Here is a 22,876-nt window from a genome sequence, read left to right as displayed (position 1 = left end):
TGATTGCCGGACTTACTTCGATTGTAAATCTTCCAATCGTAAATCTTTTAATGTTCGTGACTGTGTGCAGGTATTGCGTTGCTTGCTGAAGCCAGTTTTACCTGATAAGCACCTTGGGTCACTACCCGGTCACCGGCTTTAACACCCGAAAGTATCTGTACGCTCTTGCCGTTATCGGCTCCGAGGGTGACTTCCTGTTTCTTATATCCTTCTTCATCCAGTTGCAGATAGACGAAGAATAGGCCCTGTTCTTCGGTTAGTGCGGTGCGTGGAAGCGATATCACGTTTTCCATGGGTGACGACAGCAGGTATACTTCAACGAACGAACCCGGAATGATGTCACCCTTATTGTCGAATTCGAAAGTGACCGGCACGTAAAATGAATTGTCGCCGGCCGATTTGCCGAATGACAAAAGGCGGCCGTTCAATCCTTTCAGTTCGTATACTTTATCATCATACGGTGTCTTGAAATTGGCCGAACCGATGGTGCGCAGAGACGGATAGTATTTCTCCGAAACTTCGGCTCGCAGGAAGAGACGGCGGTTCTGTGTAACGCTGACCAATGGCTGGCCGATGGTCACGTAATCTCCTTCTTTCACCAGGATATTCTTTACGAATCCGGCAATAGGGGAAACCACAGCTTGTCCGCCTGCCGAATGATTCTTGGCAAGTGCTTCATAACTGATACGGGCATTTTCATAATTTTGTTCTGCTTGTGCAAACTCTTTGTCGGATACTATTTTGTTTTTTACAAGTGCTTGCATACGCTCGTACTCCTTCTTGGATATTTCGTAGGCGATGCGGGCACGTTGTACCGGGTCGCCATCGGCAATGTTGCTGGATGAAATGGTCACCAATGCAGTGCCTTTGCCCACACTCATGCCCTCGGTCACTTTACCGCGAAAATTAACGACACCGGCCACAGTAGCTACCGCTACGGATTCGTCTCCTTGTGCAGCCAGCACTTGCCCGCTCGTTTTTATCACTTGTTCAAAAGCTTCCGGTGCGATGACGCTTGTTTTCACTCCGGCTGCTTCAGCTTTTACTTTCGGCAGGATGATCTCGTCACTGTGTCCGGCTGCCGGTTCGGTACCTTGGCTGTGTTCTTCACCCTCGTGATCATGCCCTTCATGATCTTCGCCTTCGTGATTGTGGTTTTCACCTTCATGGTCGTGGTCATGTGCTTCTGTTCCATGGTCGTGGCCTTCGTGATTGCCACCCGGTTTACTGTTGCAGGAACCCAGGATAAACAATCCGAGGATTCCCATAAAGATAAGTTTCTTCATGATGATATAAATTCTTTACTTTTGATGATTCTGGGAAGTAGATCTGTGTAGTTTTTAAACCAAAGGGCATTTGGTTTAAAAACAAGGCATCGTTGGTTTTAAAGGAATATCCCATTGATTTTAAACCAACGGTCAGTAGATTCCTAACCTTACGAAATAGGGCTTATAAGCCTATACAACAGGGTATGGAGGGGCACGAAGGCCGAAGGCACAGTTGATAACCGTGCTGTGAAGAGATTCCCGGTAGGCGTAATAATTCTTAATACGCCGCTCTTGGGGCTTAAATAAATTCTCTATGATAAGGTCCGTAAATAAGATGGCAGTAAACAGATAGTGAGGGCTGTAGTCTGCCTGTACGGATGGGGTTGGCGAATTGAGACGTGTCATACATCCGTCATTGCAGCACGAATCGTTGCCCGGATGATGATGGTGTCTGGGACACTGGGGTTCCGGTGTCACGTCGTTTTTCATGCAAATCACGCCGTTGGCATGGTGGTGATGGGGAATGACAGGTACCACCAGCATAATAATGCTGATGAAGAGCAGAAAAGAGAGTATGTACCGTTTATTCCTCATTCTTATTTTTATATTGAGCCACAAAGATAGTCTATCATCGGGTAAAAAACAAACAGTGTTACTTAAAAAACAAAAAGACAAGCAGATAACTACTTGTCTTTTCAGAAGAGAACGTCAGAAACGTTTATTTTTTCTTTCCTCCTTTGTCTTTGGTGCATTGGGCGTCTTTACATCCGGTTTTAGTTTTGCAATTGGCTTTTTCTTTGCATCCGTCAGATGTTTTCTTATCAGCTTCTTTTTTGCAACATGCTTTTTCTTCCTTTTTACAGCATGCTTTACCGTCTTTCTTGTCACATTGCTCTTTTTTGACTTCTTTCTTTTTCACGTCCTGAGCTTGGGCAGTAGTACCGGCCATACACATTGCTGCAACAAAAGCAGCACAGAAAACTAATTTCTTCATACAGTTTCTTTTTTAGTTGATTAAAATGGGGGTTGTACCTCTCTGTTTTAATTAAACGGGTAAAAGTTACCATATGTTAGTTATCAAATATTAAATAAGATAAGGTGCGGCAATTTTATTTCTCCAGCTCCCGCAGCGAATCCATTTTTTTCTTTTCAAGGAATTCATAAATGCCACACAGGTGTTCTGTTACTTTTTTGTTGCCAAATTCATATACCTTGGTCACCAGCCCGTCCAGGAAGTCGCGGTCGTGTGATACTACAATCAGTGTACCATCGAAATCTTTCAGCGCCTGTTTCAGGATGTCTTTGGTTTTCAGGTCGAGGTGGTTGGTCGGCTCGTCAAGAATCAGCAGGTTTACAGGCTCGAGCAACAGCTTGATCATGGCCAGGCGTGTACGCTCACCTCCCGAGAGTACCTTTACTTTTTTCATCGACTCTTCCGGTCCGCCAAACATGAATGCTCCCAGCAGGTCACGTATTTTATTACGTATCTCTCCTTTGGCCACGTCATCGATAGTCTGGAATACAGTCAGGTTCTCGTCCAGTAACGATGCCTGATTCTGCGCAAAGTATCCTATCTGCACATTGTGCCCCAACGTCAGGGTACCGTCATGTTCTATTTCGTTCATGATACATTTTACCAACGTTGATTTACCTTCGCCGTTTTTGCCGACAAATGCTACCTTATCTCCGCGTTCGACTGTAAGTGTGGCATTTCGGAAAACAACATGGTCACCATAGGTTTTACCTACTCCCTCCATAATGACAGGATAGTTTCCCGAACGTGGGGAAGGTGGAAACTTCAGGCGCAATGCTGATGTGTCTTCTTCGTCCACTTCCAATATTTCCAGTTTCTCAAGCATTTTTACACGGCTTTGTACCTGAAGTGTTTTCGAGTAGGTACCTTTGAAGCGTTCGATGAAGTCTTTTGTCTCAGCGATAAACTTCTGTTGTTCTTCATAGGCTTTCTGTTGCTGTTCGCGGCGTTCTTTACGCAATTCCAGGTATTTGGAATAGTTTACTTTGTAGTCGTAAATACGTCCCATGGTCACCTCGATGGTGCGGGTAGTAATGTTATCGACGAATTTTCGGTCGTGACTGATGACAATTACCGCCTTTCCGTTATTGATCAGGAAATCCTCCAGCCATTGAATGGATTCGATATCCAAATGGTTGGTAGGCTCGTCCAGTAAAAGTACATCCGGCTTTTGCAATAAAAGTTTTGCCAGTTCGATGCGCATCCGCCATCCGCCACTGAAGTCACTTGTTTGCCGGTGGAAGTCTTCACGCATGAATCCTAAACCGAGCAGTGCTTTCTCTACATCCTCTTCGTAGTTGGTGGCATCGATGGCGTAGAACTTTTCGCTGAGGGTCGACACATTTTCTATTAGCTCCATATAGCTGTCGCTTTCATAATCTGTGCGTGTTTCCAACTCTTTGTTCATACGTTCTATTTCGGCTTCCATCTCGTGAAGGTGAGCAAAAGCTTGCGCTGTCTCTTCGAAAACCGTCCGTCCGTCTTCTGTCATCAGGTGCTGGGGCAGATAAGCAATGACGCACTCTTTAGGGGCAGATATTCTGCCACGGGTAGGCTGGCGTACTCCTGCCAGAATTTTGAGCAAGGTACTTTTGCCGGCACCGTTTTTTCCCATGAGCGCGATGCGGTCTTTTTCGTTAATAACAAATGAAATATCGCTAAATAAAGTGGTTCCGCCGAATTCCACGGCCAATCCGTCTACTGAAATCATATCGCTTCTTTAAATTTTAGCCGCAAAGATAATCAAAACTATGATTTTTTTTTATACCTTGCGGGCTGAATCGAATAAGATTGAATGTAGAATTAAAAGTAAACCTATTATATAAAATGGAAAATGAAGAAATAAAAAGTCTTCGTCCTCTTATTCTTGTGGCCGAAGATGATGATAGTAACTTCAAATTGATTAAAGCTATTATCGGTAAAAAATGCGACATTCTATGGGCAAAGAACGGTGAAGAAATGCTGAATTTATACCGTGATCACGGAAAAGAAGCGTGGGCTATTTTAATGGATATTAAGATGCCGATTATGAACGGACTGGAAGCAACCCGGATCATTCGTCAACAAGGAGCTACCCTGCCTATCATCATGCAGACTGCTTATGCCTTCAGTTCGGACCGGGATAATGCCATCGAGGCCGGTGCAACCGAGGTGCTGGTAAAGCCCATTACGGTAAGTGCTCTCCGGAATTGCCTGAATAGTTATTTCCCCGAGATTAAATGGTAAGATTATATCCTCTTAAAATAAATAGGGCTGACTTCAATAATGAAATCAGCCCTATTTATTTTAAGAGGATATTTGTTTTCAGATTTCTGTTTCCATTTGGAATTTACGGCTTACCTTCATTAGATTGATCGTGTAAGTCACTACGTTTTGTGCTTCTTGAATCATGGTCAGATAAACCATGCTCACTTTAATACTGCCTGTTTGGCTCTGGATACGCTGTAACTCCTGGCGCTTCAGATGTGAGAGTTGTGAGTTCAGTTCGTTTGCACGGCGCAAATCTTCCTCAAAGTTATTGTAATTGTTGGTTTCTAACTTCTGGCGGCATTGCTGGATCAGATAGGTGATGTCCTCGGCTACATCTCCGAATTCACCTTTCTGGATGGCATCCAGCGGATTGAAGTTATTGTCGATATGTTCAAGGCAGGGCTCGCACAGACGGCTGATACTGTATACCAATTCACTGGCAAAGTCATTTCCCTGATAGTAATAAAGTCCTTTTTCAAGTACGGTGTTATTATCCAGTTTGCACATTGCTACAGTCCCGGTGCGTTTCATCTGTTTGATCAGTTGTTTTTCGAATTTGGTAGATCCCATTGCTCTGCGTAGTCCGCGGAGGTTTTCGTGTAAGAACGATGTGACGGTCAGTTCGAAGTTTTGTTCTGCATATTCCAATACTTTGCCCAGTTCTTCACGTGTGTGTTTGCGCATCAACGACAAGGCTTCGTGGCTACTTGTAGCTTGCATCAGTTGTTTCAGGGTTTCATTGCCTTTTTCCTTTTCTTTTTTCTTCTTGTATATCAACTGGCTGCGGATCAATGTGAATGCTGCCAGTCCGATCAGTGCGATGATGGCAATGCTGCCTCCGAAATGGATGATCATAGCAACGAAGAAACAGATGGTGAAAGCGGCTCCGGCTGTGATGAACCATCCGCCAATGACACTTAGCACACCTGTGATGCGGTAAACGGCTGAATCACGTCCCCAGGCACGGTCGGCAAGTGAAGTACCCATGGCCACCATGAAAGTAACATAAGTGGTAGAGAGGGGGAGTTTCAGTGAAGTACCCACGGCGATCAGAAGGCCGGCAAGTACCAGATTGACAGAGGCACGAACCAGGTCGAATGCCGCTCCGTCGGCTATGATGGCTTCGTCTTTGCGGAAGCGGGTATCCATCCAGCGTTTGGCGCTTTCGGGAGTAATACGTGAAATGCCGTTGGCAAGCGTGAGGCTGAAGCGTACCAAGGTACGTGCTATCGGTGTGCTTCCGAAGTTCTCTTCTCCTTCATCCTGGCGGGAGAGGTCTACTGAAGTCTTGATTACTGCATGTGCTTTTTTGGAGGTGCACAAGGCATATACCATGATGGCTCCGGCACCTATCAGGAAGTACCACGGTGTTTTGGCTGAACCCATCAGTGAGGTCATCAGGAAACCATCAGGGCCTACAGCGGTTCCGTTAGCTGTATAATCCATAAAAGAAGAGTAACCCGCCAAAGGTATACCGATGAAGTTGACAAGGTCGTTACCCGCAAATGCCAATGCCAATGCAAAAGTTCCCAGCAGGACAACTACTTTGAATACATTTACTTTCAACCAATGTAATATCTGCATCAGGATGGTAGAGATGACGAAGAAACAGCTTACCAGCATCATTGTATTTTCTTGTACCCACTGCTTGTTTTCAGAAGTCATGAACGAGCTGTCCTTCAATCCTTTTATTACCATGAAATAGATGATGGCAGTGGAAGCAATGCCACCGAACAGGGCAATGCTGTATTTCATCTTGTTTTTATAATTGAATGTAAACACCATACGTGCCAACCACTGTACAAGCATACCAAAGAAGAAGGCAATGGCAACTGAGACAAAGATTGCCATGATGACGGACAGGGCTTTGTCGGTGTTGATAAGATCTCCCAGTCCCAGCGTGTCGCTGTTGTGCACTTTAATCAGTGCCAGGGCAAAAGTACCTCCGAGAAGTTCGAATACCATCGAAACGGTGGTGGAGGTAGGCATTCCCATTGAGTTGAAAACGTCGAGCAGGACGACGTCCGTCAGCATTACGGCAAGCAGGATGCACATGATTTCGGCAAAGTAGAAATGCTCCGGTTGGTAGATGCCGTGTCTTGCAATGTCCATCATGCCGTTTGATAAGGAGGCCCCGATGAAGATGCCAGCACCGGCTATAAACAATATTGTTTTGAAAGATGCCGCCTTCGCTCCGACAGCCGAATTCAGGAAATTTACCGCATCGTTACTTACGCCGACCATCAAATCGAATACGGCAAGCACGAATAGGAAGATAATGATACATAGATAAATTGTCTCCATAAATGTGTATGTTATTTCTGGCTGCAAAGGACGGATTTTCGTATTGCAGAGAAATGTCATACATGTTACAGAAATGTTTCATTCTTCTCTTTAAGGTAATTATAAAAAGTATACTGTGCCCTGACCGGTGCAGCACTTGCTTTGAATTTGAATATGTTATTCAGCTTTTCATCAACGAAGCAGGCCTTTTGATTGTCTGATAGCTGGATATGCAGCATGTCGACGATTTCTTCCCGTAATTCACTGTCGAGGACAGGCACCACGGCTTCTATTCGCCGGTACAAGTTTCGGCGCATCCAGTCGGGTGAACCCAGATATACTTTGGGATGTCCGGCGTTACCGAAATACCAGATGCGGGCATGCTCCAGGAAACTGTCTACAATACGGGTGACACGTATGTTACGGCTGTATTCCTGTCCGGGGATCAGGCAACAAATGCCCCGCACAATCAGGTCTATTTTTACACCCCTTTGTGACGCTTCATAGAGTCGGTCAATCATGATAGGGTCCTGCAAGGCATTCATCTTCAGAATGATCCTGCCGCCTCTTCCTTTCTCGGCCAGTTCGATCTCCTTATCGATCAATCGGTTTAGTTCGGGAATCAGATTGAAACGGGCCACGAGCAGCCGGGTGAACTTGGGATTTTCTTTACCGCGCAAGGTACGGAAGAGGTTGGTAAGGTCATGTACGATGACCGGATTGCTGGTGAATAATCCGCAGTCCGCATATAGCGTTGCTGTCTTTTCGTTGAAATTGCCGGTACTGATGTAAGCATAGCTGTGAATCTTTTCTCCGTTGAAACTACGGCGACGTATAAGGGCCACTTTGGCGTGAACTTTCAGTCCCGGTATACTATATATGATATTGATGCCGGCAGCTTTCATCATTTCGGCAGTGGCAAGATTATTTTCTTCATCAAAGCGGGCTTTGAGTTCTACAAATACCGTTACTTTCTTGCCATTCTGTGCCGCGGCAATCAAGGTATTGATGACAGCCGAATTTTCCGCTACCCGATATTGCGTCACCATGATCTCCCGGGTCTCGGGATTGTGCACGGCTTCGTAAAGGAAATGAATGAAATGGTCGAAAGAGTGGTAAGGGTAGTATAATAACAGATCTTTCTTTTCTACGTAACTGAAAATAGACTCCTTATCATTCAGCCGGTTCAGTTTCATCGGTACAGGTTTCTCCATCCGGGGAATAGAATGGCTGGGATTGGGCAGATGGCGCAGGTCTTCCAGATTCAGATGTTTGTCTCCCGGTACCAACTCTTCACGTTGGATTCGGAAGGCATCTACCAGAAAGTCCAGAAAATCGTCAGGCATGGCACGGTCATATACAAAACGGCATACGGCACCTATCTTGCGTTTTTTAATCTTTTTCTTTACTTGCTCCACCAAATCGACGCTGCTGATGGTATCGTCTATCATGATGTCGGCATCTCTCGATATCTTGATGCAATAACTACAGTCCACTTCGTAGCCCGGGAAGATGACACCAATATTGGCTTTGATAATATCTTCGATAAACATCAGGTAATAATATTTCCCATGTTTGGGCAGTTCGATGAAACGGGGCACTTTACTATATGGCAGTTTCATTACAAAGTATTGCAAATGGTTGGCATCTTCTTTCTTTGTGTCTTTCAGAAACAGGCGGACAGCCAGGTAGAGCCGGTTGTCGCGTAGAAAAGAGATCACTTTGTCTTTGGATACCGGTACCGGTTGCAAGTAGGGAAATATCTCTTCGCGGAAAAAGTCTTTTACGAACTGCTGGTGAAAAGGCTCAACGTTACGGCTTTGGTAAAAAATGACATGGTTTTTGCGTAATGCAGGTATAATTTTCTTTTCATAAATGTGGATACGGTCTTCCAGTTGCCGGTTCACTTCCCTGTTGATTTCTTCCAGCAAAACCTTGGCTGACTGCTGGGATTCTTCTGATCCTTCTGTTACGCCGGAGGCGACAGCTTTGTGGTCGGCTACTCTGATTTTATAAAATTCTTCCAGGTTGGAAGAATAAATAGAGATAAAATTGATACGTTCGTAGAGTGGCAATCGATCGTTATCAGCTTCCAGAAGTACCCGGTAGTTGAATGACAGCCAACTGATATCTCTCTTAAAGTATTGGTATTTGTTTCCCATTTGCATATAAGGTTTGCCCAAATATAGTTACCTTTGCAGAGATAAACAAAGAAAGTATGACAAAAGTTGGCTTATTGTCCGACACACACGGCTGGTGGGACGAAAAATACTTGCAATATTTTGAAACTTGCGATGAAATCTGGCATGCCGGAGATATTGGTTCAGTGGAGGTAGCGCAGAAATTGGCGGCTTTCCGCCCTTTCCGTGCTGTGTATGGTAATATTGACGGGCAGGAAATTCGCCGGATGTTTCCTCAGGTGAGTCGTTTTACGGTGGACGGTGCCGAAGTGCTGATGAAGCACATCGGGGGATATCCTGGAAATTATGACCCGTCTGTCAAGGGAAGCTTATTGGTGCATCCACCTAAGTTGTTTATCAGCGGACACTCGCATATATTAAAGGTAAAATATGATAAGACACTGGACATGCTTCATATCAATCCCGGTGCTGCGGGAATGTCCGGATTTCATAAAGTACGTACAATGGTCCGTTTTGCCATAGATAATGGTGTGTTCAAGGATTTGGAAGTGATTGAACTGGCCGGTTAATAAATTTGTATTTTTATTTTGTCACGTCAGATTTCTTTCCGTTCTTTGTCACAGGTTTGAGAGATGTAAGCCATAAGCAATGTGCTACAAATTACAAGTAACTGTGCGAGATACTTATGTATTGTTTATTACAGTATGTAACCTGTAGCCCGTAACTCATAATGTTCAAAATATGAAAGGAATTATTCTTGCCGGTGGCAGTGCCACCCGACTCTATCCGCTGTCAAAAGCCATATCGAAGCAAATGATGCCGGTGTATGACAAGCCGATGATATACTATCCGCTTTCTACATTGATGTTGGCCGGAATACGGGAAGTGCTGGTTATCTCTACTCCCCGTGACCTGCCGTTGTTCCGTGAACTTTTGGGTACCGGTGAGGAGTTTGGAATGTCTTTTTCATATCGGGTGCAAGAGCAGCCGAATGGACTTGCTCAGGCTTTTGTATTGGGAGCTGACTTTCTGGATGGCGAACCGGGGTGCCTGATATTGGGAGATAATTTGTTTTATGGGCAGGGTTTCTCAGCCATGCTTCGCCGGGCGGCTACTCTTGAGAAGGGAGCTTGTATCTTTGGATATTATGTGAAAGATCCTCGTGCTTACGGAGTAGTGGAGTTCGATGAAAGTGGAAAGGTGATTTCGTTAGAAGAAAAGCCGGTTGTACCTAAAAGTAACTATGCGGTACCCGGACTTTATTTTTATGATGCCACGGTGACGGAAAAGGCACTTGCTCTGGAACCGTCTGTTCGGGGGGAATATGAAATAACTGATTTGAATAAATTATATCTCGGTGAGGGAACGCTGAAAGTGGAACTTTTCGGGCGCGGTTTTGCCTGGTTGGATACGGGAAACTGCAACAGCCTGCTTGAGGCATCCAACTTTGTAGCCACTATTCAGAACCGCCAGGGGTTTTATGTGAGCTGTATTGAAGAAATAGCTTGGCGTAACGGATGGATTTCTTCATCTCAATTGAAAGCTCTGGGCGAGAAGTTGGGAAAAACCGAATACGGTAAATATCTGATAGACTTAGCAAATTAATAAATCAATCATAAAGAATATGAAAACTTATCTTGTAACCGGTGCTGCCGGATTTATCGGTGCCAATTATCTGAAGTATATTCTGGCTAAACACAGCGATATCAAAGTGGTAGTGCTCGATGCACTGACTTATGCCGGAAATCTCGGAACAATTGCAAACGACATTGATAACGAACGTTGCTTTTTTGTAAAAGGTGATATTTGTGATCGTGAACTGGCTGACCGTCTTTTTGGTGAGTATAAATTTGACTATGTAGTTAACTTTGCTGCCGAAAGTCATGTAGACCGTAGCATTGAGAATCCTCAACTGTTCCTGATGACCAATATTTTGGGAACACAAAACCTGTTGGATGCGGCACGTCGTGCATGGGTGACCGGTAAGGATGAATACGGGTATCCTACCTGGCGTAAAGGAGTACGCTATCATCAGGTATCCACCGACGAAGTTTACGGTTCGCTGGGGGCTGAGGGGTATTTCCATGAAACAACTCCACTCTGTCCGCATAGCCCTTACAGTGCATCAAAGACCAGTGCCGATATGGTGGTTATGGCTTATCATGATACGTATAAGATGCCGGTGACCATCACCCGCTGTTCAAATAATTACGGTCCTTATCATTTTCCGGAGAAATTGATTCCGCTTATTATCAAGAATATTCTTGAGGGTAAGAAACTTCCGGTGTACGGCGATGGCAGCAATGTGCGCGACTGGCTGTACGTAGAAGATCATTGCAAGGCCATCGATTTGGTAGTTCGTGAAGGACGTGAAGGTGAAGTGTACAATGTGGGTGGACATAACGAAAAGACAAATCTTGAGATAGTGAAGTTGACCATTGCAACGATTCATCGCCTGATGTCGGAACATCCCGAATATCGTGAAGTATTGAAGAAGAAAGAAAAGAATGCCGATGGTGAAATCTCGGTTGACTGGATCAATGAAGACTTGATTACGTTTGTAAAGGACCGTCTGGGTCATGACCAGCGCTATGCCATCGATCCGACGAAAATCACCAATGCCTTGGGATGGTATCCTGAAACGAAATTCGAGGTGGGCATTGTGAAAACAATTGAATGGTACTTGAATAATCAGGAATGGGTAGAAGAAGTTACCAGCGGTGATTATCAGAAATATTACGAACGGATGTATAGCAAACGTTAACCGTTTATAATCAGTCCTATTGATAATAGGATCCCCATAAGCAGCATATTTCGCGAAGTTTCGCCCAATATGCTGTTTAGCTTTTTACCGCTGTGTATCTGTACCATCTTTCTCCAGGTCCGGATATGAAAAAACAGGTAAAACTGAGGCAGGAGAGTCGCATATAAATGTCCGCTGAATAAAAACCAGAAACAGAGCCAAGCGGCTATGATGCCGAGCAACAGATAGAAATATCTTCCGAAAGGTTCACCGAAACGAACAACAACCGTCTTTTTCCCGCTTTTCCGGTCGGCATCCCGGTCCCGGTAATTATTAACTACCAGTAATGTATCTACAATCAGTCCGCACACCAATGAAGCAACCGTAACGTCCGGTGTCCAGTTGAGGGCCTGTACATAATAAGTACCGCCTACCGGGACAAAACCAAAAAACACGATGACTAATACGTCTCCCCATCCTTTGTAGGATAACGGGTAAGGACCTGTGGTATACAGGAAAGCAAATAATACACATAGCGTACCTACAAGGATCAATTCCCAGCCGCCATATAATAGGAGGCTACAACCAATCAGGCAGGCGAGGGCTACTGTTATGAATATGCCCTTCTTCATGGCGTTCGCCGAAATCCAGCCTTGTGCACAAGCACGTTCCGGACCGAGGCGGTCTTCCCGGTCGGTACCTTTCAGAAAGTCAAATAAGTCGTTGATAAAATTGGCGGCAATCTGCATTAAGCCGGCAAACAAACAACAGATTAATGCCGGTATCCAACTGAATTTTCCGTCGGCATAAGCCAATGCACAACCAATCATTACCGGGGTAATGGCACCTGCCAATGTTTTGGGACGGGCAGCAAGTATCCATGCCTGTAACGAGTTCCGTCTTACTTCTTCCATTCTCTTTTTCTATATAATTCGTTTCAAGAGAACAAAGATAGGGCAAAAAAATGTATATTTTTGCTTTTTTGCCTATCTTTGCGCTCCTGATATTAGAGAATATGAAGAAAACAATATACTTATTGGCGGCACTTTTATTGCTGCTTTCGTCCTGTAAATCAAAGAAAAACCTGGTTTCTCCGATTGCCTGTCCGGTATTGAATACCGATTCCATTCGTCCGGACAGCTCCGATGTAGTGGCCCGGTTGTTTGCTCCTGATACTTCCGGACTCAAAAGACTTTCTGCCAGACGGAAAGCAGCAGAAAAGGGGCAGGTTGCCTCTTCCGGGATAACGCGTTCGATTCCGCCTGTTGTAGCCCGGGGAACAAATATCACCAGTTCTGCTGTCAGTGTATCTTCTGTTTATCCGGGGATCGACCGGGTGAAAAGATACGATTTCACCCATCGTGATGTTCCCGAAGCTTTTGATGGTTTCCGTATCGCCTTTATTTCGGACTTGCATTATAAAAGCCTTTTCAAGGAGAAAGGGCTGGAGAGTCTGGTACGTTTGCTTAACGCACAGCATGCCGATGTATTGTTGATGGGAGGTGATTACCAGGAAGGGTGTCAGTTTGTACCCGAACTTTTTGCGGCATTGGCTAAAGTGAAAACACCGTTGGGTACTTATGGTGTGATGGGAAATAACGACTATGAACGTTGTCATGATGAGATTATCCGTGAAATGAAACGTTATGGCATGCGCCCTCTTGAACATCAGCTTGACACGTTGAGGCGCAATGGTGAGCAGATTATTCTGGCCGGTGTACGTAACCCGTTTGATCTTGCCAATAACGGTGTTTCTCCTACTCTGTCCCTCTCTTCATCGGATTTTGTGATTCTGTTGGTACACACTCCTGATTATGCCGAAGATGTGTCTGTCGCTAATTCTGATCTGGTGCTGGCCGGACACACGCATGGAGGGCAGGTACGTATTTTTGGCTATGCTCCCATCATTCCTTCGCATTATGGCAGTCGGTTCCTGACAGGATTGAAATATAATTCAGCTAAAATTCCGATGATTGTAACCAATGGGATCGGTACTTCAAACAAGAATATCCGTATTGGAGCACCGGCCGAAATTGTGATGATTACATTACATCGTTTGCGGAATGAATAGCTTTGATTTTCGTGTACACAGCCGGGTGAAGGAAATAGCGCACATCTTTTCCGGCAGCCAGAGCTTGACGGATAAAGGTGGAACTGATTTCGAATATCGGAGAATGCGCTAAGTGTACGTTCGGGGGTAGTTGTGAGGCATCTACCGGAAAACCGGGACGAGGATAAACGAGTATTTTATTTTCTGAGACAATACGTTCCGATTCGAACCATTGGTCAAATACTTTCCAGTTGTCAGAGCCTATAATCAGTTGGAATTCCCTTTCGGGATATACTTCTTTCAGACGGTTGAGTGTGTGGACAGTATAGGAGGGACGAGGTAAATGAAATTCAAAATCGGATGCACGGAATCGTGGATATCCTTCAATAGCAAGCTGTACCAGTTGCAGACGCAGCTCGTCAGACCATAAATCTGCTTGCTTTTTGAAGGGGTTGTGCGGAGTGACCATAAACCAAACTTCATCCAGCCCTTCAAACTCGCACAGATAGTTGGCAAGTGCCAAGTGTCCGATGTGTATCGGGTTGAAAGAGCCGCTGAAGATTCCGGTTTTAGTTTTTTCCATATGCTATAATCACAAATAAGAGAACACAGATCTTATTCCGCATCGATACCCAGAAACTCTTTAATCACTTTTAATGCCTGTGCCTTGGCTGTTGCCAGGTCATCATTGATGATTACTTTGTCAAATTTCGGAGCGAAACTTAGTTCATATTCGGCTTTGGCTATTCTACTCTCAATGACCTCGGGAGCATCTGTGCCACGCCCGATCAGGCGGCGACGTAACTCCTCGATACAAGGGGGCTGGATAAAAAGTGAAAGTGCACGGTCACCATAGAATTTTTTTATGTTACAACCGCCCACCACATCTACATCGAACACTACGTTCTGGCCGGCAGCAAGCTGTTTCTCTACCTGTTCTTTTAAAGTTCCGTAAAATCGATCGGTATAAACTTCCTCGTATTCCAGAAATTCATTGTTTGCAATGCGCTGGCGGAATTCGTCGGGAGTGAGGAAAAAATATTCTACTCCATGCTTTTCATTTCCTCGTGGCGGACGGCTGGTAGCTGAAATGGAGAATGCAAGATTCAGCTGCTGGCCCAACAAATAATTTATAATTGTCGACTTGCCCGATCCGGAAGGAGCAGAAAAGATGATGATTTTGGCTTCACCCTTTTGAGGTGGGGTAGTTATTCTTTCTGTTAAATTCATAATCTGTCGTTGTTACATCACATTCAGCACTTGTTCTTTGATCTGTTCCAGCTCATCTTTCATCTGTACCACAATCTTTTGCATTTCAGCATGATTCGATTTGCTGCCGAGCGTATTGATTTCACGTCCCATTTCCTGAGCGATGAATCCCAGCTTTTTACCTTGTCCGCTACCGTTTTCAAGGGTACTGATGAAATATTTCAGGTGGTTGCTCAAGCGTTGCTTCTCTTCATTGATGTCGAGTTTCTCGATGTAGTAAATCAGTTCCTGTTCAAGACGGTTTTTATCATAATCTACGCTCAGTGTTTTTTCCAGCGCATCTGTGATTCGTTCTTTAACTTTATCCACCCGTTCTTTTTCATAAGGTGTTACCGATTCAAGTAAACGATGAATGTTTTCAATCTTTTCACGGAACTTCTTTTCAAGGGCGGCACCCTCCTGCTTACGGAAATCTACTAAATGTGAAACAGCTTCCTTGACGGTTGCATATACTATTCCCCATTCTTCCTCGCTTAGCTCCTGTGTTTCGGTACGTGTCATCACGTCCGGCATGCGGAGCAGAGTCTGAAACCAGTCAGTGGGTACTGCAATGTGGAGGTTTTCGGAGATAGCTTTGATTTGGTTATAATATCCTTCTACCAATACCTGGTTGATGGGAGTGGCGGCTTCTGCGCACTCTTTCTTTTCCACCCAGAGGCTGAAGTCTACTTTTCCACGTTCCAGCACACGTGCAATTTCATTGCGGAGTTCCATCTCTTTTTCACGGTATGCCGGTGCGATTCGTGCCGACAAATCCATCGCTTTACTATTGAGCGATTTTATCTCTACATTAATCTTCTTATCGGGAAGTTCGGCAGTTGCTTTGCCATATCCCGTCATGGATTGTATCATATTACCAAAAGTTTTGTGCAAAAATACGGGATAATTTTAAGATAACCGCTGTAAATGGATAAAAAAGACATTTTGTTTAATCGGGCGGCACGGCTCTTTCATTTAACAACCGTCTTCCTCCCATACAAAAAACACGTTTCGATCTTCCATCTTCCACCTTTTAGAGTGCATATCGTTGATTGTGAGATGTATAGATTGGTGGAAGATGCGGTTTTTATGCCATTTATCTTCCACCCCCATCTTCCATCTTCCACCCGCTGTTTTAGGGGGTGTTTCAGCAGTAACGGTTTGGAAAACAAATGGATATGTCCAATTTCTTATCCGTTAATCTCTCTAAAAGCATTTCATTTCCCTTACTCTCTTTAGTGCAAATGGTCGGATCTTTATCTCAGTCCGGGCATGTGGGCTCATCGGCCTGGGTATGCGGGCTCATCAGCCCGGGTATGTGGGCTTATCAGCCCAGGTATGCGGGCTGGGATAAAGAGTTGTATGACAATGGTTAATCTACTACACTTCTCCGGTAATAGCCGGTCGGATTCTTTCTTAAAAAAGAAACAACGAAGCGCTGCTTCCGCATCGTTGTGTGCGAATGGAGGGTTTTGTGGGGGGGCAAGGGAGGAAGGCGGTTGTTAAATGAAAGAGTCGTGGTCCGGCGGAGCATCTTTTGCTTCTGCCGAACTTTCGTGGTAAGCCTTTTCGAGCATTTCATCCAATAGCGAAGTCAATTGCTGGCAGCTCTCTTTTATCTGTTCCGAACATTCTGCCTTTTGGGTGGGCGAAAGTGAAGTGCCTACTATCAGTTGAGTCTGTTTGTTGATGTGATTGAGAGGAATGTGCACATCGTTATACATCGACCGGATGAAGTTTGATTGCATTCGTTCGCTTTCCTGAGCCTTTTGGGTCTGGCGTAGCAACTCTTTTTGTAGTTTGCGGGTACGTTTCAGGTTGATTGAAAGATAAACAGTAAAGCCGATGACAACGAAAGTCAGTAGGATGGTACTGTAAAAAGCAATGTTCCTGATTCGGGTAATAATGTCCGCTTTTTCCAGTTCCAGTTGTGCGACTTCATTTTTTACCTGTATTTCTCCAAGTTCGCCGAGTTGTTCTTTACGGGTCAGTGAATCGGCCAGAAACATAGCCCGGTCGTAAACCTGACAGGATTCTTCGGCACGTCCCATTTCCCGGAGTAATTTGGCTTTGGTCTTATAGTGAGTCACCGAGGCCGTATTGATAGCCTTACCGGTTTCTACCATCTGGATCAGTGAATCACAAAAGGCGAGTGCTTGTGGATATTCGCCCAGACTACTGAAATAACTTTGACTTAAATCGTAGAAAAAAAGTTTATTGCGTAACAGGGCATCTCCTTTTCCGTGACGGACATAGTTACAATAACGCAGATAATATTCATGTGCTTTCTGTCGCCCTATCAATTGATGGTTTAGCATCAGTTGCTGGTAGCACAGCACATATAAACTGTTTTTGTAGAAGTAAGGGCGCCGGTGGATTACATCTTCCCGACTGAAATATTCATCCAGTCTTTGCAAGTACTGGTTAGATACTTCCATCAGGCGTTTGCTGTCTTTCAGACTGCGGTAACTCACGCTTAGCATGATATATAGATTGCCTGTAAAGTTTTTGCGGGCAGTAGGTGGAAAACCCTCTGCCAAATTCCATCCTTCTTCCCAATAGGGAAGGGCGTTTTTATAATCTATATTTTCGGTCATAGCCATTAACAGATAATGGATCACTCCGGTGAGGAATAGACGTTCGGCCTTTTCATAAGGCGTTTCCGACTCTTTCCGGTCGTTCAGTTCCTGCTGTATCCGGTTGCAGACTTTTACCCTTTCTTCCCGGGGAGCAAGTTGCAGGAGCCGGGCTTTATAAGTCATTTTGTAATAGGTGGCAAGTCCCTCTTCATCTGAGTTTTCCAGCAACTTTTCTGCTTCGTTCAGCAGAAGGGTAAGTGAATCTTTCTTTTCCAGATCCTGCATATAGTGAATGGTGAGTGTGCTGAGAGATGCGCCGATGGCCATTTTATCGTCCGCTTTCTTCCCTTCGGAATAAAGTTTCCGGGCGATTTCCAATTCATCGGGTGAGGAATCGGACAGGTCTAATATATTGATTAGTAATTCGGCACGTTGAGTAGGCTCTTTCGTTTTTTGCAGTATGTTTTGTAAACTGTCCTTGATCGAAGGGGCGGCTTGGGATATTGTTACAATGAATAGCAATATAATCCAGATGTAGTATTTCTTTTTCATTTCTTAGCGTTCTCCATCGGTAGGGTAAATATAAAGCGGGATCCTTTCGTATACGTCTTGTCAATGTAGATATCTCCTTGCATGTGCCTGATGATCAGTTTACAAAGGTAAAGTCCCAATCCGCTTCCTTGCCTGAAAGTATCCAGTTTGGTGAAGCGCCGGAAAACATATTCGTGCTTGCCCGTCGGTACTCCACATCCCGTATCTGTAACACTGACCATCAGCATCTTCCGTCTGCTGTCTTTCCGGCAACTGAGATTGATGAACCCCTGAGTCGTAAACTTATTGGCGTTGTTCAGCAAAGCCCGGAGCAATAAGCTGAGATATTGCGGGTGGGCATAGACTTTATAATCGTTCTCCGGTAAATTGAGTTGATAATCTATTTCCGGTTTTCCTTCCGTTTCTTCCAGATATTGCATTTCGAGACGGCAATAGTGGTTTATTTCTATAGGTTTCAGTGTGAGACTTGCTGTCAGGCTATCCAGATTGGCCACTTCTACCAGGCTATGGAGCAGTGAGGTGAGCAGACGGGTGTTTTCCTGAATAATAAGCTGGTAATCCTTTTGTTCTTCGGGAGTAGAGAAGTCATCGCTTAATATTTCGGAGAAGCCGTTGATAGAATTGAGCGGTGTACGTATTTCGTGACAGATGGATTTGATAAAAGATGCTTTCACCTCTTCGCTCTCCTGTGCTTTGATGCTCTGTTGCAATACCTCTTTTTGAAGTCTTTGAGTCTTGGCCAGTGTCTGGTAGTAATATAAGCTGATGCAGATAGCTATGAACAAGATGCATAGAGCAAAGATGAAAGCTACCTGACGCTTTTCTGACTGCAAATTTATTTTTTCAAGTAATAATGTATTTACATCATGTTTCTGGCGGAGGGAGTCGACTTGTGCACCATACTCTTTCTTAATTAGTGAGTCGGAAACGATCATTGATCGGTCGTAGGCTGCGCAAGCCTCTTTATATCGGTGAAGACAACGCAACAGATGCCCTCTGTTCTGGTAAATTTCGACGATGTTGATGTTTTCCGGAGCTTTTCCTGCTTCTATGCTGCGGATTAGTGAGTCATGCCGTGCGAGTGCTTTTTCTTTTTGTGCTTGAGTGAGTGACAGGTAACAACTGTCGGGAAGGAACTTCCCCTTTGCAGATGTACCGTAGTCACTGTACTTTTCTGCCGGGCTGTCATTTGACAAAACGGCAAAATGCTTCGTTTCGCTTGATTCTGTAGCTTGTACGGTCGTCGGGATACCTGCCAACTCTACAAATAATAACAGCATTATATAGTAGCATGCCTGTTTCATCTCTAATTTTAAAACTTGTTATATTTATCTTTTGCTTGTATAAAATAGTCTGCTAAAGTACGCAAAAACTTAATTTAATGCAATGATTTTGAATGGAAATGCGCTTTATTTATATCTCGGTGCGGTAATCTGAAAATAATCATGTAAATTTGCGTCAATTTAATAATCTGATTATTATGTCGTGTATCCTACATATTGAAACCTCTACCGCCGTTTGTTCGGTAGCTGTGAGTGAAGACGGGCAGAATATTTTTGTGAAAGAGGACCTTAAGGGGCCTTCACATGCCGTTTCGTTGGGAGTATTTGTAGATGAAGCATTGTCTTTCATCGATAGTCATGCTATTCCGTTGGATGCGGTTGCCGTCAGTTGCGGTCCCGGATCGTATACCGGATTACGTATCGGTGTTTCAATGGCAAAGGGCATTTGTTACGGGCGTAATGTCCCGTTAATCGGTATTCCTACACTGGAGGTACTGAGTGTACCGGTATTGCTTTATCACGAATTGCCCGAAGACGCACTGATTTGTCCGATGATCGATGCCCGGAGAATGGAGGTATATGCGGCTATATACGACCGTGCGCTGAATGTGAGGCGTGAGATTTCAGCCGACATTGTAGACGAAAATTCTTATCTTGAGTTTTTAGAGAAGCACCCGGTTTATTTCTTTGGGAACGGAGCAGCAAAGTGCCGTGAAAAGATTACGCATCCCAACGCGCATTTTATTGACGACATCCATCCATTGGCAAAGATGATGTTTCCACTTGCCGAAAAAGCGATTGCTATTAATGATTATAAAGATGTGGCTTATTTTGAGCCCTTCTATCTGAAAGAGTTTGTGGCTTCCCAACCCAAGAAGTTACTTTGATACTTTTCAACCCTTTGGATTTTCTATTTTCAAATTAAAATTTAACTACATGCAGTATAATACTCAACAGAAAAGAATGCCGCTGCCCGAATATGGGCGCAGTATCCAGAATATGGTCGATTTTGCATTGACTATACAAGACCGTTCCGAACGCCAGCGTTGTGCCAATACCGTTATCAATATCATGGGTAACATGTTTCCTCATTTGAGAGATGTACCCGATTTCAAACATAAGCTGTGGGATCATCTGGCCATTATGTCAGACTTTAAGCTGGATATAGACTATCCTTACGAGATTATCCGCAAGGACAATCTGGTGACGAAACCCGATTCGATTCCTTATCCGAGCACTAAGATCCGTTATCGCCACTATGGCCGTACACTGGAAGTGTTGATTAAAAAGGCATGTGAGTTTCCGGAAGGGGACGAAAAGAAGAATCTGGTAGCCCTTATCTGCAATCACATGAAGAAAGATTATATGGCTTGGAACAAAGATACGGTGGACGACCGGAAGATCGCTGAAGATCTGGCTGAATTCTCAGGAGGTAAATTGCAGATGGATGACGAGATTTTGCGTTTGATGTCTGAACGTATTGCCCAGAATTATCGTCCGCGTACGAATAACAACAATAACCAGAGAAATAATAATCAGAGAAGAAAATTCTAAGTAAGGAGATTATTATCATTAATCATTAACCACTAATCACCTAAAACATGGCTTCATTTGTAATCGAAGGAGGACACAGGCTCAGTGGGGACATTCATCCGCAAGGTGCCAAAAACGAAGTGTTGCAGATTATCTGCGCTACGTTGCTTACCGCCGAAGAAGTGACAGTAAATAACATCCCGGATATTCTGGACGTCAATAACCTGATTCAATTGATGCGGGATATGGGAGTAACGGTGGCGAAGACAGGTGTCGATTCATATAGCTTTAAAGCTGAAAATGTAGATCTCGCTTATCTGGAGAGTGATGAATTCCTGAAGAAATGTTCCAGCCTGCGGGGATCGGTGATGTTGATCGGACCGATGGTTGCCCGTTTTGGCAAAGCAATGATATCCAAACCGGGCGGAGATAAAATCGGTCGTCGGCGATTGGATACGCACTTTGTGGGGATCCAGAACCTGGGAGCTGACTTTGCTTATAATGAAGAACGTGGTGTATACGAGATTTCGGCACAAGAGCTGAAAGGCACTTATATGCTGCTCGATGAAGCCTCTGTTACCGGAACAGCCAATATAGTGATGGCTGCCGTGCTTGCCAAAGGGATGACTACGATTTATAATGCCGCTTGTGAACCTTATTTGCAGCAGCTTTGTAAAATGTTGAACCGGATGGGAGCAAAAATCAGCGGCATAGCTTCGAACCTGCTGACGATTGAAGGGGTGGACGAACTCCATGGAACGGATCATACCGTATTGCCGGATATGATTGAAGTAGGCAGTTTCATCGGTATGGCTGCAATGACCCGTAGCGAAATAACCATTAAGAATGTCTCTTACGAGAATTTAGGCATTATTCCTGAAAGTTTCCGTCGGTTGGGCATTAAGCTCGAACAGAGAGGAGATGATATTTATGTACCGGCTCAGGACTGTTATCAAATCGAATCTTTTATCGACGGATCTATTATGACCATTGCCGATGCTCCCTGGCCGGGGCTGACTCCGGACTTGTTGAGTGTCATGCTGGTAGTGGCTACCCAGGCGAAAGGGAGTGTGCTGATTCATCAGAAGATGTTCGAAAGCCGCCTCTTCTTTGTGGATAAGTTAATTGATATGGGGGCCCAGATCATTCTTTGCGATCCGCACCGTGCAGTCGTTATCGGTCATAATCATGGATTTACTTTGCGGGGTGGCAATATGACATCTCCCGATATACGTGCCGGTATCGCCTTGCTTATCGCTGCGATGAGTGCCGAAGGCATTAGCCGGATCCATAATATTGAGCAGATCGACCGGGGATATCAAAACATTGAAGGGCGTCTGAATGCCATCGGAGCCAGAATCACACGCATATGATAAGAAGAGAAGACGTATATAAGATCGGATTATTCAATAAACCGCATGGTATCCACGGAGAATTGTCGTTTACCTTTACGGATGATATTTTTGACCGGGTGGACTGCGATTACCTGATTTGCCGGCTGGATGATATCTTTGTTCCCTTTTTTATAGAAGAGTACCGTTTTCGGTCCGACTCTACCGCTTTGGTAAAACTTGAAGGGGTGGATACGGCCGAACGTGCCCGGATGTTTACCAATGTGGAAGTCTATTTCCCGGTGGAGCATGTAGAAGAGGCCGAACCGGGAGAGCTGTCATGGAGCTTTTTTGTGGGTTTTCGGGTGGAAGATGTTCACCACGGTGCTTTAGGTGAGGTGACAGACGTAGATACATCTACCGTTAACACTTTGTTTGTGGTGGACCGGGATGGAGATGAACTGCTGATTCCGGCACAGGAAGAATTTATAGCCGGTATTGACCAGAAACACAAAATCATTACAGTCGATTTGCCCGAGGGCCTGCTGTCTTTGGACGAGTGCGATGATGAAGAAAGTTAAA

The 22,876-nt window shown here is 44.6% G+C and carries 21 protein-coding genes; 9 read left to right on the top strand and 12 right to left on the bottom strand.

The window, feature by feature from the left end; genetic code table 11:
• Positions 1-47: 47 nt before the first annotated feature.
• The 4 genes from G7Y45_RS19335 to G7Y45_RS19320 form a co-directional block, all read right to left on the bottom strand.
• Positions 48-1,286, bottom strand: coding sequence for an efflux RND transporter periplasmic adaptor subunit (locus tag G7Y45_RS19335; RefSeq protein ID WP_165016154.1), 1,239 nt, complete (start codon positions 1,284-1,286; stop codon positions 48-50).
• 171 nt (positions 1,287-1,457) lie between these two features.
• On the bottom strand, positions 1,458-1,862 hold the full coding sequence (locus G7Y45_RS19330) for a DUF6769 family protein (protein ID WP_165016152.1): 405 nt from the start codon (positions 1,860-1,862) through the stop codon (positions 1,458-1,460).
• A gap of 124 nt (positions 1,863-1,986) precedes the next feature.
• Positions 1,987-2,262: a hypothetical protein gene (locus tag G7Y45_RS19325; protein WP_005781230.1), complete on the bottom strand. Its 276-nt coding sequence runs from the start codon at positions 2,260-2,262 to the stop codon at positions 1,987-1,989.
• A gap of 115 nt (positions 2,263-2,377) precedes the next feature.
• On the bottom strand, positions 2,378-4,012 hold the full coding sequence (locus tag G7Y45_RS19320) for an ABC-F family ATP-binding cassette domain-containing protein (RefSeq protein WP_044302039.1): 1,635 nt from the start codon (positions 4,010-4,012) through the stop codon (positions 2,378-2,380).
• Between the two features lie 116 nt (positions 4,013-4,128).
• Here G7Y45_RS19320 and G7Y45_RS19315 point away from each other — a divergent pair, with 116 nt between their 5' ends.
• Positions 4,129-4,527, top strand: a complete 399-nt coding sequence (locus G7Y45_RS19315) for a response regulator (RefSeq protein WP_005781227.1) — start codon at positions 4,129-4,131, stop codon at positions 4,525-4,527.
• Between the two features lie 78 nt (positions 4,528-4,605).
• Here G7Y45_RS19315 and G7Y45_RS19310 read toward each other — a convergent pair whose 3' ends face one another.
• Together G7Y45_RS19310 and G7Y45_RS19305 are read right to left on the bottom strand one after the other, a co-directional pair.
• Complete coding sequence (locus tag G7Y45_RS19310; RefSeq protein ID WP_032532029.1) at positions 4,606-6,855, bottom strand: inorganic phosphate transporter; 2,250 nt, start codon at positions 6,853-6,855, stop codon at positions 4,606-4,608.
• Between the two features lie 65 nt (positions 6,856-6,920).
• Positions 6,921-8,996, bottom strand: coding sequence for an RNA degradosome polyphosphate kinase (locus tag G7Y45_RS19305; protein WP_005821616.1), 2,076 nt, complete (start codon positions 8,994-8,996; stop codon positions 6,921-6,923).
• Positions 8,997-9,052: 56 nt separating this feature from the next.
• Between G7Y45_RS19305 and G7Y45_RS19300 the strand changes: the two genes are divergently transcribed.
• The 3 genes from G7Y45_RS19300 (at position 9,053) to rfbB (ending at position 11,739) form a co-directional block, all read left to right on the top strand.
• Positions 9,053-9,544, top strand: a complete 492-nt coding sequence (locus tag G7Y45_RS19300; protein ID WP_122296283.1) for a metallophosphoesterase — start codon at positions 9,053-9,055, stop codon at positions 9,542-9,544.
• 172 nt (positions 9,545-9,716) lie between these two features.
• Positions 9,717-10,580 carry a glucose-1-phosphate thymidylyltransferase RfbA gene (rfbA, locus tag G7Y45_RS19295; protein ID WP_165016150.1) on the top strand — a complete coding sequence of 288 codons (864 nt, stop codon included), beginning with the start codon at positions 9,717-9,719 and terminating at the stop codon, positions 10,578-10,580.
• A 19-nt stretch (positions 10,581-10,599) separates the two neighbouring features.
• Positions 10,600-11,739 (top strand): dTDP-glucose 4,6-dehydratase, encoded by a 1,140-nt coding sequence (rfbB, locus tag G7Y45_RS19290; protein WP_005781217.1) that lies wholly within the window; start codon positions 10,600-10,602, stop codon positions 11,737-11,739.
• On the opposite strand, the gene G7Y45_RS19285 is transcribed toward rfbB, so the two are convergent.
• On the bottom strand, positions 11,736-12,632 hold the full coding sequence (locus G7Y45_RS19285) for a 1,4-dihydroxy-2-naphthoate polyprenyltransferase (protein ID WP_165016148.1): 897 nt from the start codon (positions 12,630-12,632) through the stop codon (positions 11,736-11,738). The two genes, rfbB and G7Y45_RS19285, sit on opposite strands and share 4 nt — an antisense overlap.
• Positions 12,633-12,733: 101 nt before the next feature.
• Here G7Y45_RS19285 and G7Y45_RS19280 point away from each other — a divergent pair, with 101 nt between their 5' ends.
• On the top strand, positions 12,734-13,789 hold the full coding sequence (locus G7Y45_RS19280) for a metallophosphoesterase (RefSeq protein ID WP_165016146.1): 1,056 nt from the start codon (positions 12,734-12,736) through the stop codon (positions 13,787-13,789).
• On the opposite strand, the gene nadD is transcribed toward G7Y45_RS19280, so the two are convergent.
• From nadD to G7Y45_RS19255, 5 genes are all read right to left on the bottom strand, one after another.
• A complete protein-coding gene (gene nadD / locus G7Y45_RS19275) occupies positions 13,761-14,351 on the bottom strand; it encodes a nicotinate (nicotinamide) nucleotide adenylyltransferase (RefSeq protein ID WP_005808251.1) in 591 nt (196 codons plus the stop codon). The two genes, G7Y45_RS19280 and nadD, sit on opposite strands and share 29 nt — an antisense overlap.
• Before the next feature lie 32 nt (positions 14,352-14,383).
• Entirely contained in the window at positions 14,384-14,998 is a 615-nt protein-coding gene (gene gmk / locus G7Y45_RS19270) for a guanylate kinase (RefSeq protein WP_005781211.1), read from the bottom strand.
• 12 nt (positions 14,999-15,010) lie between these two features.
• Entirely contained in the window at positions 15,011-15,889 is an 879-nt protein-coding gene (locus G7Y45_RS19265; RefSeq protein WP_005781209.1) for a YicC/YloC family endoribonuclease, read from the bottom strand.
• A gap of 629 nt (positions 15,890-16,518) precedes the next feature.
• Positions 16,519-18,147: a histidine kinase gene (locus G7Y45_RS19260; protein ID WP_165016143.1), complete on the bottom strand. Its 1,629-nt coding sequence runs from the start codon at positions 18,145-18,147 to the stop codon at positions 16,519-16,521.
• Positions 18,144-19,451 carry a sensor histidine kinase KdpD gene (locus G7Y45_RS19255; protein ID WP_032539759.1) on the bottom strand — a complete coding sequence of 436 codons (1,308 nt, stop codon included), beginning with the start codon at positions 19,449-19,451 and terminating at the stop codon, positions 18,144-18,146. The genes G7Y45_RS19260 and G7Y45_RS19255 overlap by 4 nt, the downstream gene beginning before the upstream one ends.
• Positions 19,452-19,627: 176 nt before the next feature.
• Here G7Y45_RS19255 and tsaB point away from each other — a divergent pair, with 176 nt between their 5' ends.
• From tsaB to rimM, 4 genes are read left to right on the top strand one after another with little or no spacing between them, the layout of a single operon-like run.
• The gene (tsaB, locus tag G7Y45_RS19250; protein ID WP_005808245.1) at positions 19,628-20,317 is read left to right on the top strand and encodes a tRNA (adenosine(37)-N6)-threonylcarbamoyltransferase complex dimerization subunit type 1 TsaB; all 690 of its coding nucleotides are present in this window, start codon (positions 19,628-19,630) and stop codon (positions 20,315-20,317) included.
• A 49-nt stretch (positions 20,318-20,366) separates the two neighbouring features.
• Positions 20,367-20,984, top strand: a complete 618-nt coding sequence (locus G7Y45_RS19245; protein ID WP_005781202.1) for a DUF4290 domain-containing protein — start codon at positions 20,367-20,369, stop codon at positions 20,982-20,984.
• A 47-nt stretch (positions 20,985-21,031) separates the two neighbouring features.
• Positions 21,032-22,336, top strand: a complete 1,305-nt coding sequence (gene murA / locus G7Y45_RS19240; RefSeq protein WP_005808243.1) for a UDP-N-acetylglucosamine 1-carboxyvinyltransferase — start codon at positions 21,032-21,034, stop codon at positions 22,334-22,336.
• Positions 22,333-22,875 carry a ribosome maturation factor RimM gene (gene rimM / locus G7Y45_RS19235; protein ID WP_005808241.1) on the top strand — a complete coding sequence of 181 codons (543 nt, stop codon included), beginning with the start codon at positions 22,333-22,335 and terminating at the stop codon, positions 22,873-22,875. Before murA ends, rimM begins: the two co-directional genes overlap by 4 nt.
• The last annotated feature ends 1 nt before the right edge of the window (position 22,876 follow it).

It is taken from the genome of Bacteroides sp. ZJ-18, assembly GCF_011038705.2.
Taxonomy (GTDB): domain Bacteria; phylum Bacteroidota; class Bacteroidia; order Bacteroidales; family Bacteroidaceae; genus Bacteroides; species Bacteroides hominis.
This window is presented reverse-complemented; position numbering and strand designations above follow the sequence as displayed.

Coding starts and splice junctions, on each gene's coding strand:
- G7Y45_RS19280 (WP_165016146.1), top strand. CDS start 12,734: ATGAAGAAAACAATATACTTATTGGCGGCACTTTTATTGCTGCTTTCG.
- rimM (WP_005808241.1), top strand. CDS start 22,333: ATGATAAGAAGAGAAGACGTATATAAGATCGGATTATTCAATAAACCG.
- tsaB (WP_005808245.1), top strand. CDS start 19,628: ATGTCGTGTATCCTACATATTGAAACCTCTACCGCCGTTTGTTCGGTA.
- G7Y45_RS19305 (WP_005821616.1), bottom strand. CDS start 8,996: ATGGGAAACAAATACCAATACTTTAAGAGAGATATCAGTTGGCTGTCA.
- G7Y45_RS19255 (WP_032539759.1), bottom strand. CDS start 19,451: ATGAAACAGGCATGCTACTATATAATGCTGTTATTATTTGTAGAGTTG.
- G7Y45_RS19330 (WP_165016152.1), bottom strand. CDS start 1,862: ATGAGGAATAAACGGTACATACTCTCTTTTCTGCTCTTCATCAGCATT.
- gmk (WP_005781211.1), bottom strand. CDS start 14,998: ATGAATTTAACAGAAAGAATAACTACCCCACCTCAAAAGGGTGAAGCC.
- G7Y45_RS19285 (WP_165016148.1), bottom strand. CDS start 12,632: ATGGAAGAAGTAAGACGGAACTCGTTACAGGCATGGATACTTGCTGCC.
- rfbA (WP_165016150.1), top strand. CDS start 9,717: ATGAAAGGAATTATTCTTGCCGGTGGCAGTGCCACCCGACTCTATCCG.
- murA (WP_005808243.1), top strand. CDS start 21,032: ATGGCTTCATTTGTAATCGAAGGAGGACACAGGCTCAGTGGGGACATT.
- G7Y45_RS19260 (WP_165016143.1), bottom strand. CDS start 18,147: ATGAAAAAGAAATACTACATCTGGATTATATTGCTATTCATTGTAACA.
- rfbB (WP_005781217.1), top strand. CDS start 10,600: ATGAAAACTTATCTTGTAACCGGTGCTGCCGGATTTATCGGTGCCAAT.
- G7Y45_RS19320 (WP_044302039.1), bottom strand. CDS start 4,012: ATGATTTCAGTAGACGGATTGGCCGTGGAATTCGGCGGAACCACTTTA.
- G7Y45_RS19300 (WP_122296283.1), top strand. CDS start 9,053: ATGACAAAAGTTGGCTTATTGTCCGACACACACGGCTGGTGGGACGAA.
- G7Y45_RS19245 (WP_005781202.1), top strand. CDS start 20,367: ATGCAGTATAATACTCAACAGAAAAGAATGCCGCTGCCCGAATATGGG.
- G7Y45_RS19265 (WP_005781209.1), bottom strand. CDS start 15,889: ATGATACAATCCATGACGGGATATGGCAAAGCAACTGCCGAACTTCCC.
- G7Y45_RS19325 (WP_005781230.1), bottom strand. CDS start 2,262: ATGAAGAAATTAGTTTTCTGTGCTGCTTTTGTTGCAGCAATGTGTATG.
- G7Y45_RS19315 (WP_005781227.1), top strand. CDS start 4,129: ATGGAAAATGAAGAAATAAAAAGTCTTCGTCCTCTTATTCTTGTGGCC.
- G7Y45_RS19335 (WP_165016154.1), bottom strand. CDS start 1,286: ATGAAGAAACTTATCTTTATGGGAATCCTCGGATTGTTTATCCTGGGT.
- G7Y45_RS19310 (WP_032532029.1), bottom strand. CDS start 6,855: ATGGAGACAATTTATCTATGTATCATTATCTTCCTATTCGTGCTTGCC.
- nadD (WP_005808251.1), bottom strand. CDS start 14,351: ATGGAAAAAACTAAAACCGGAATCTTCAGCGGCTCTTTCAACCCGATA.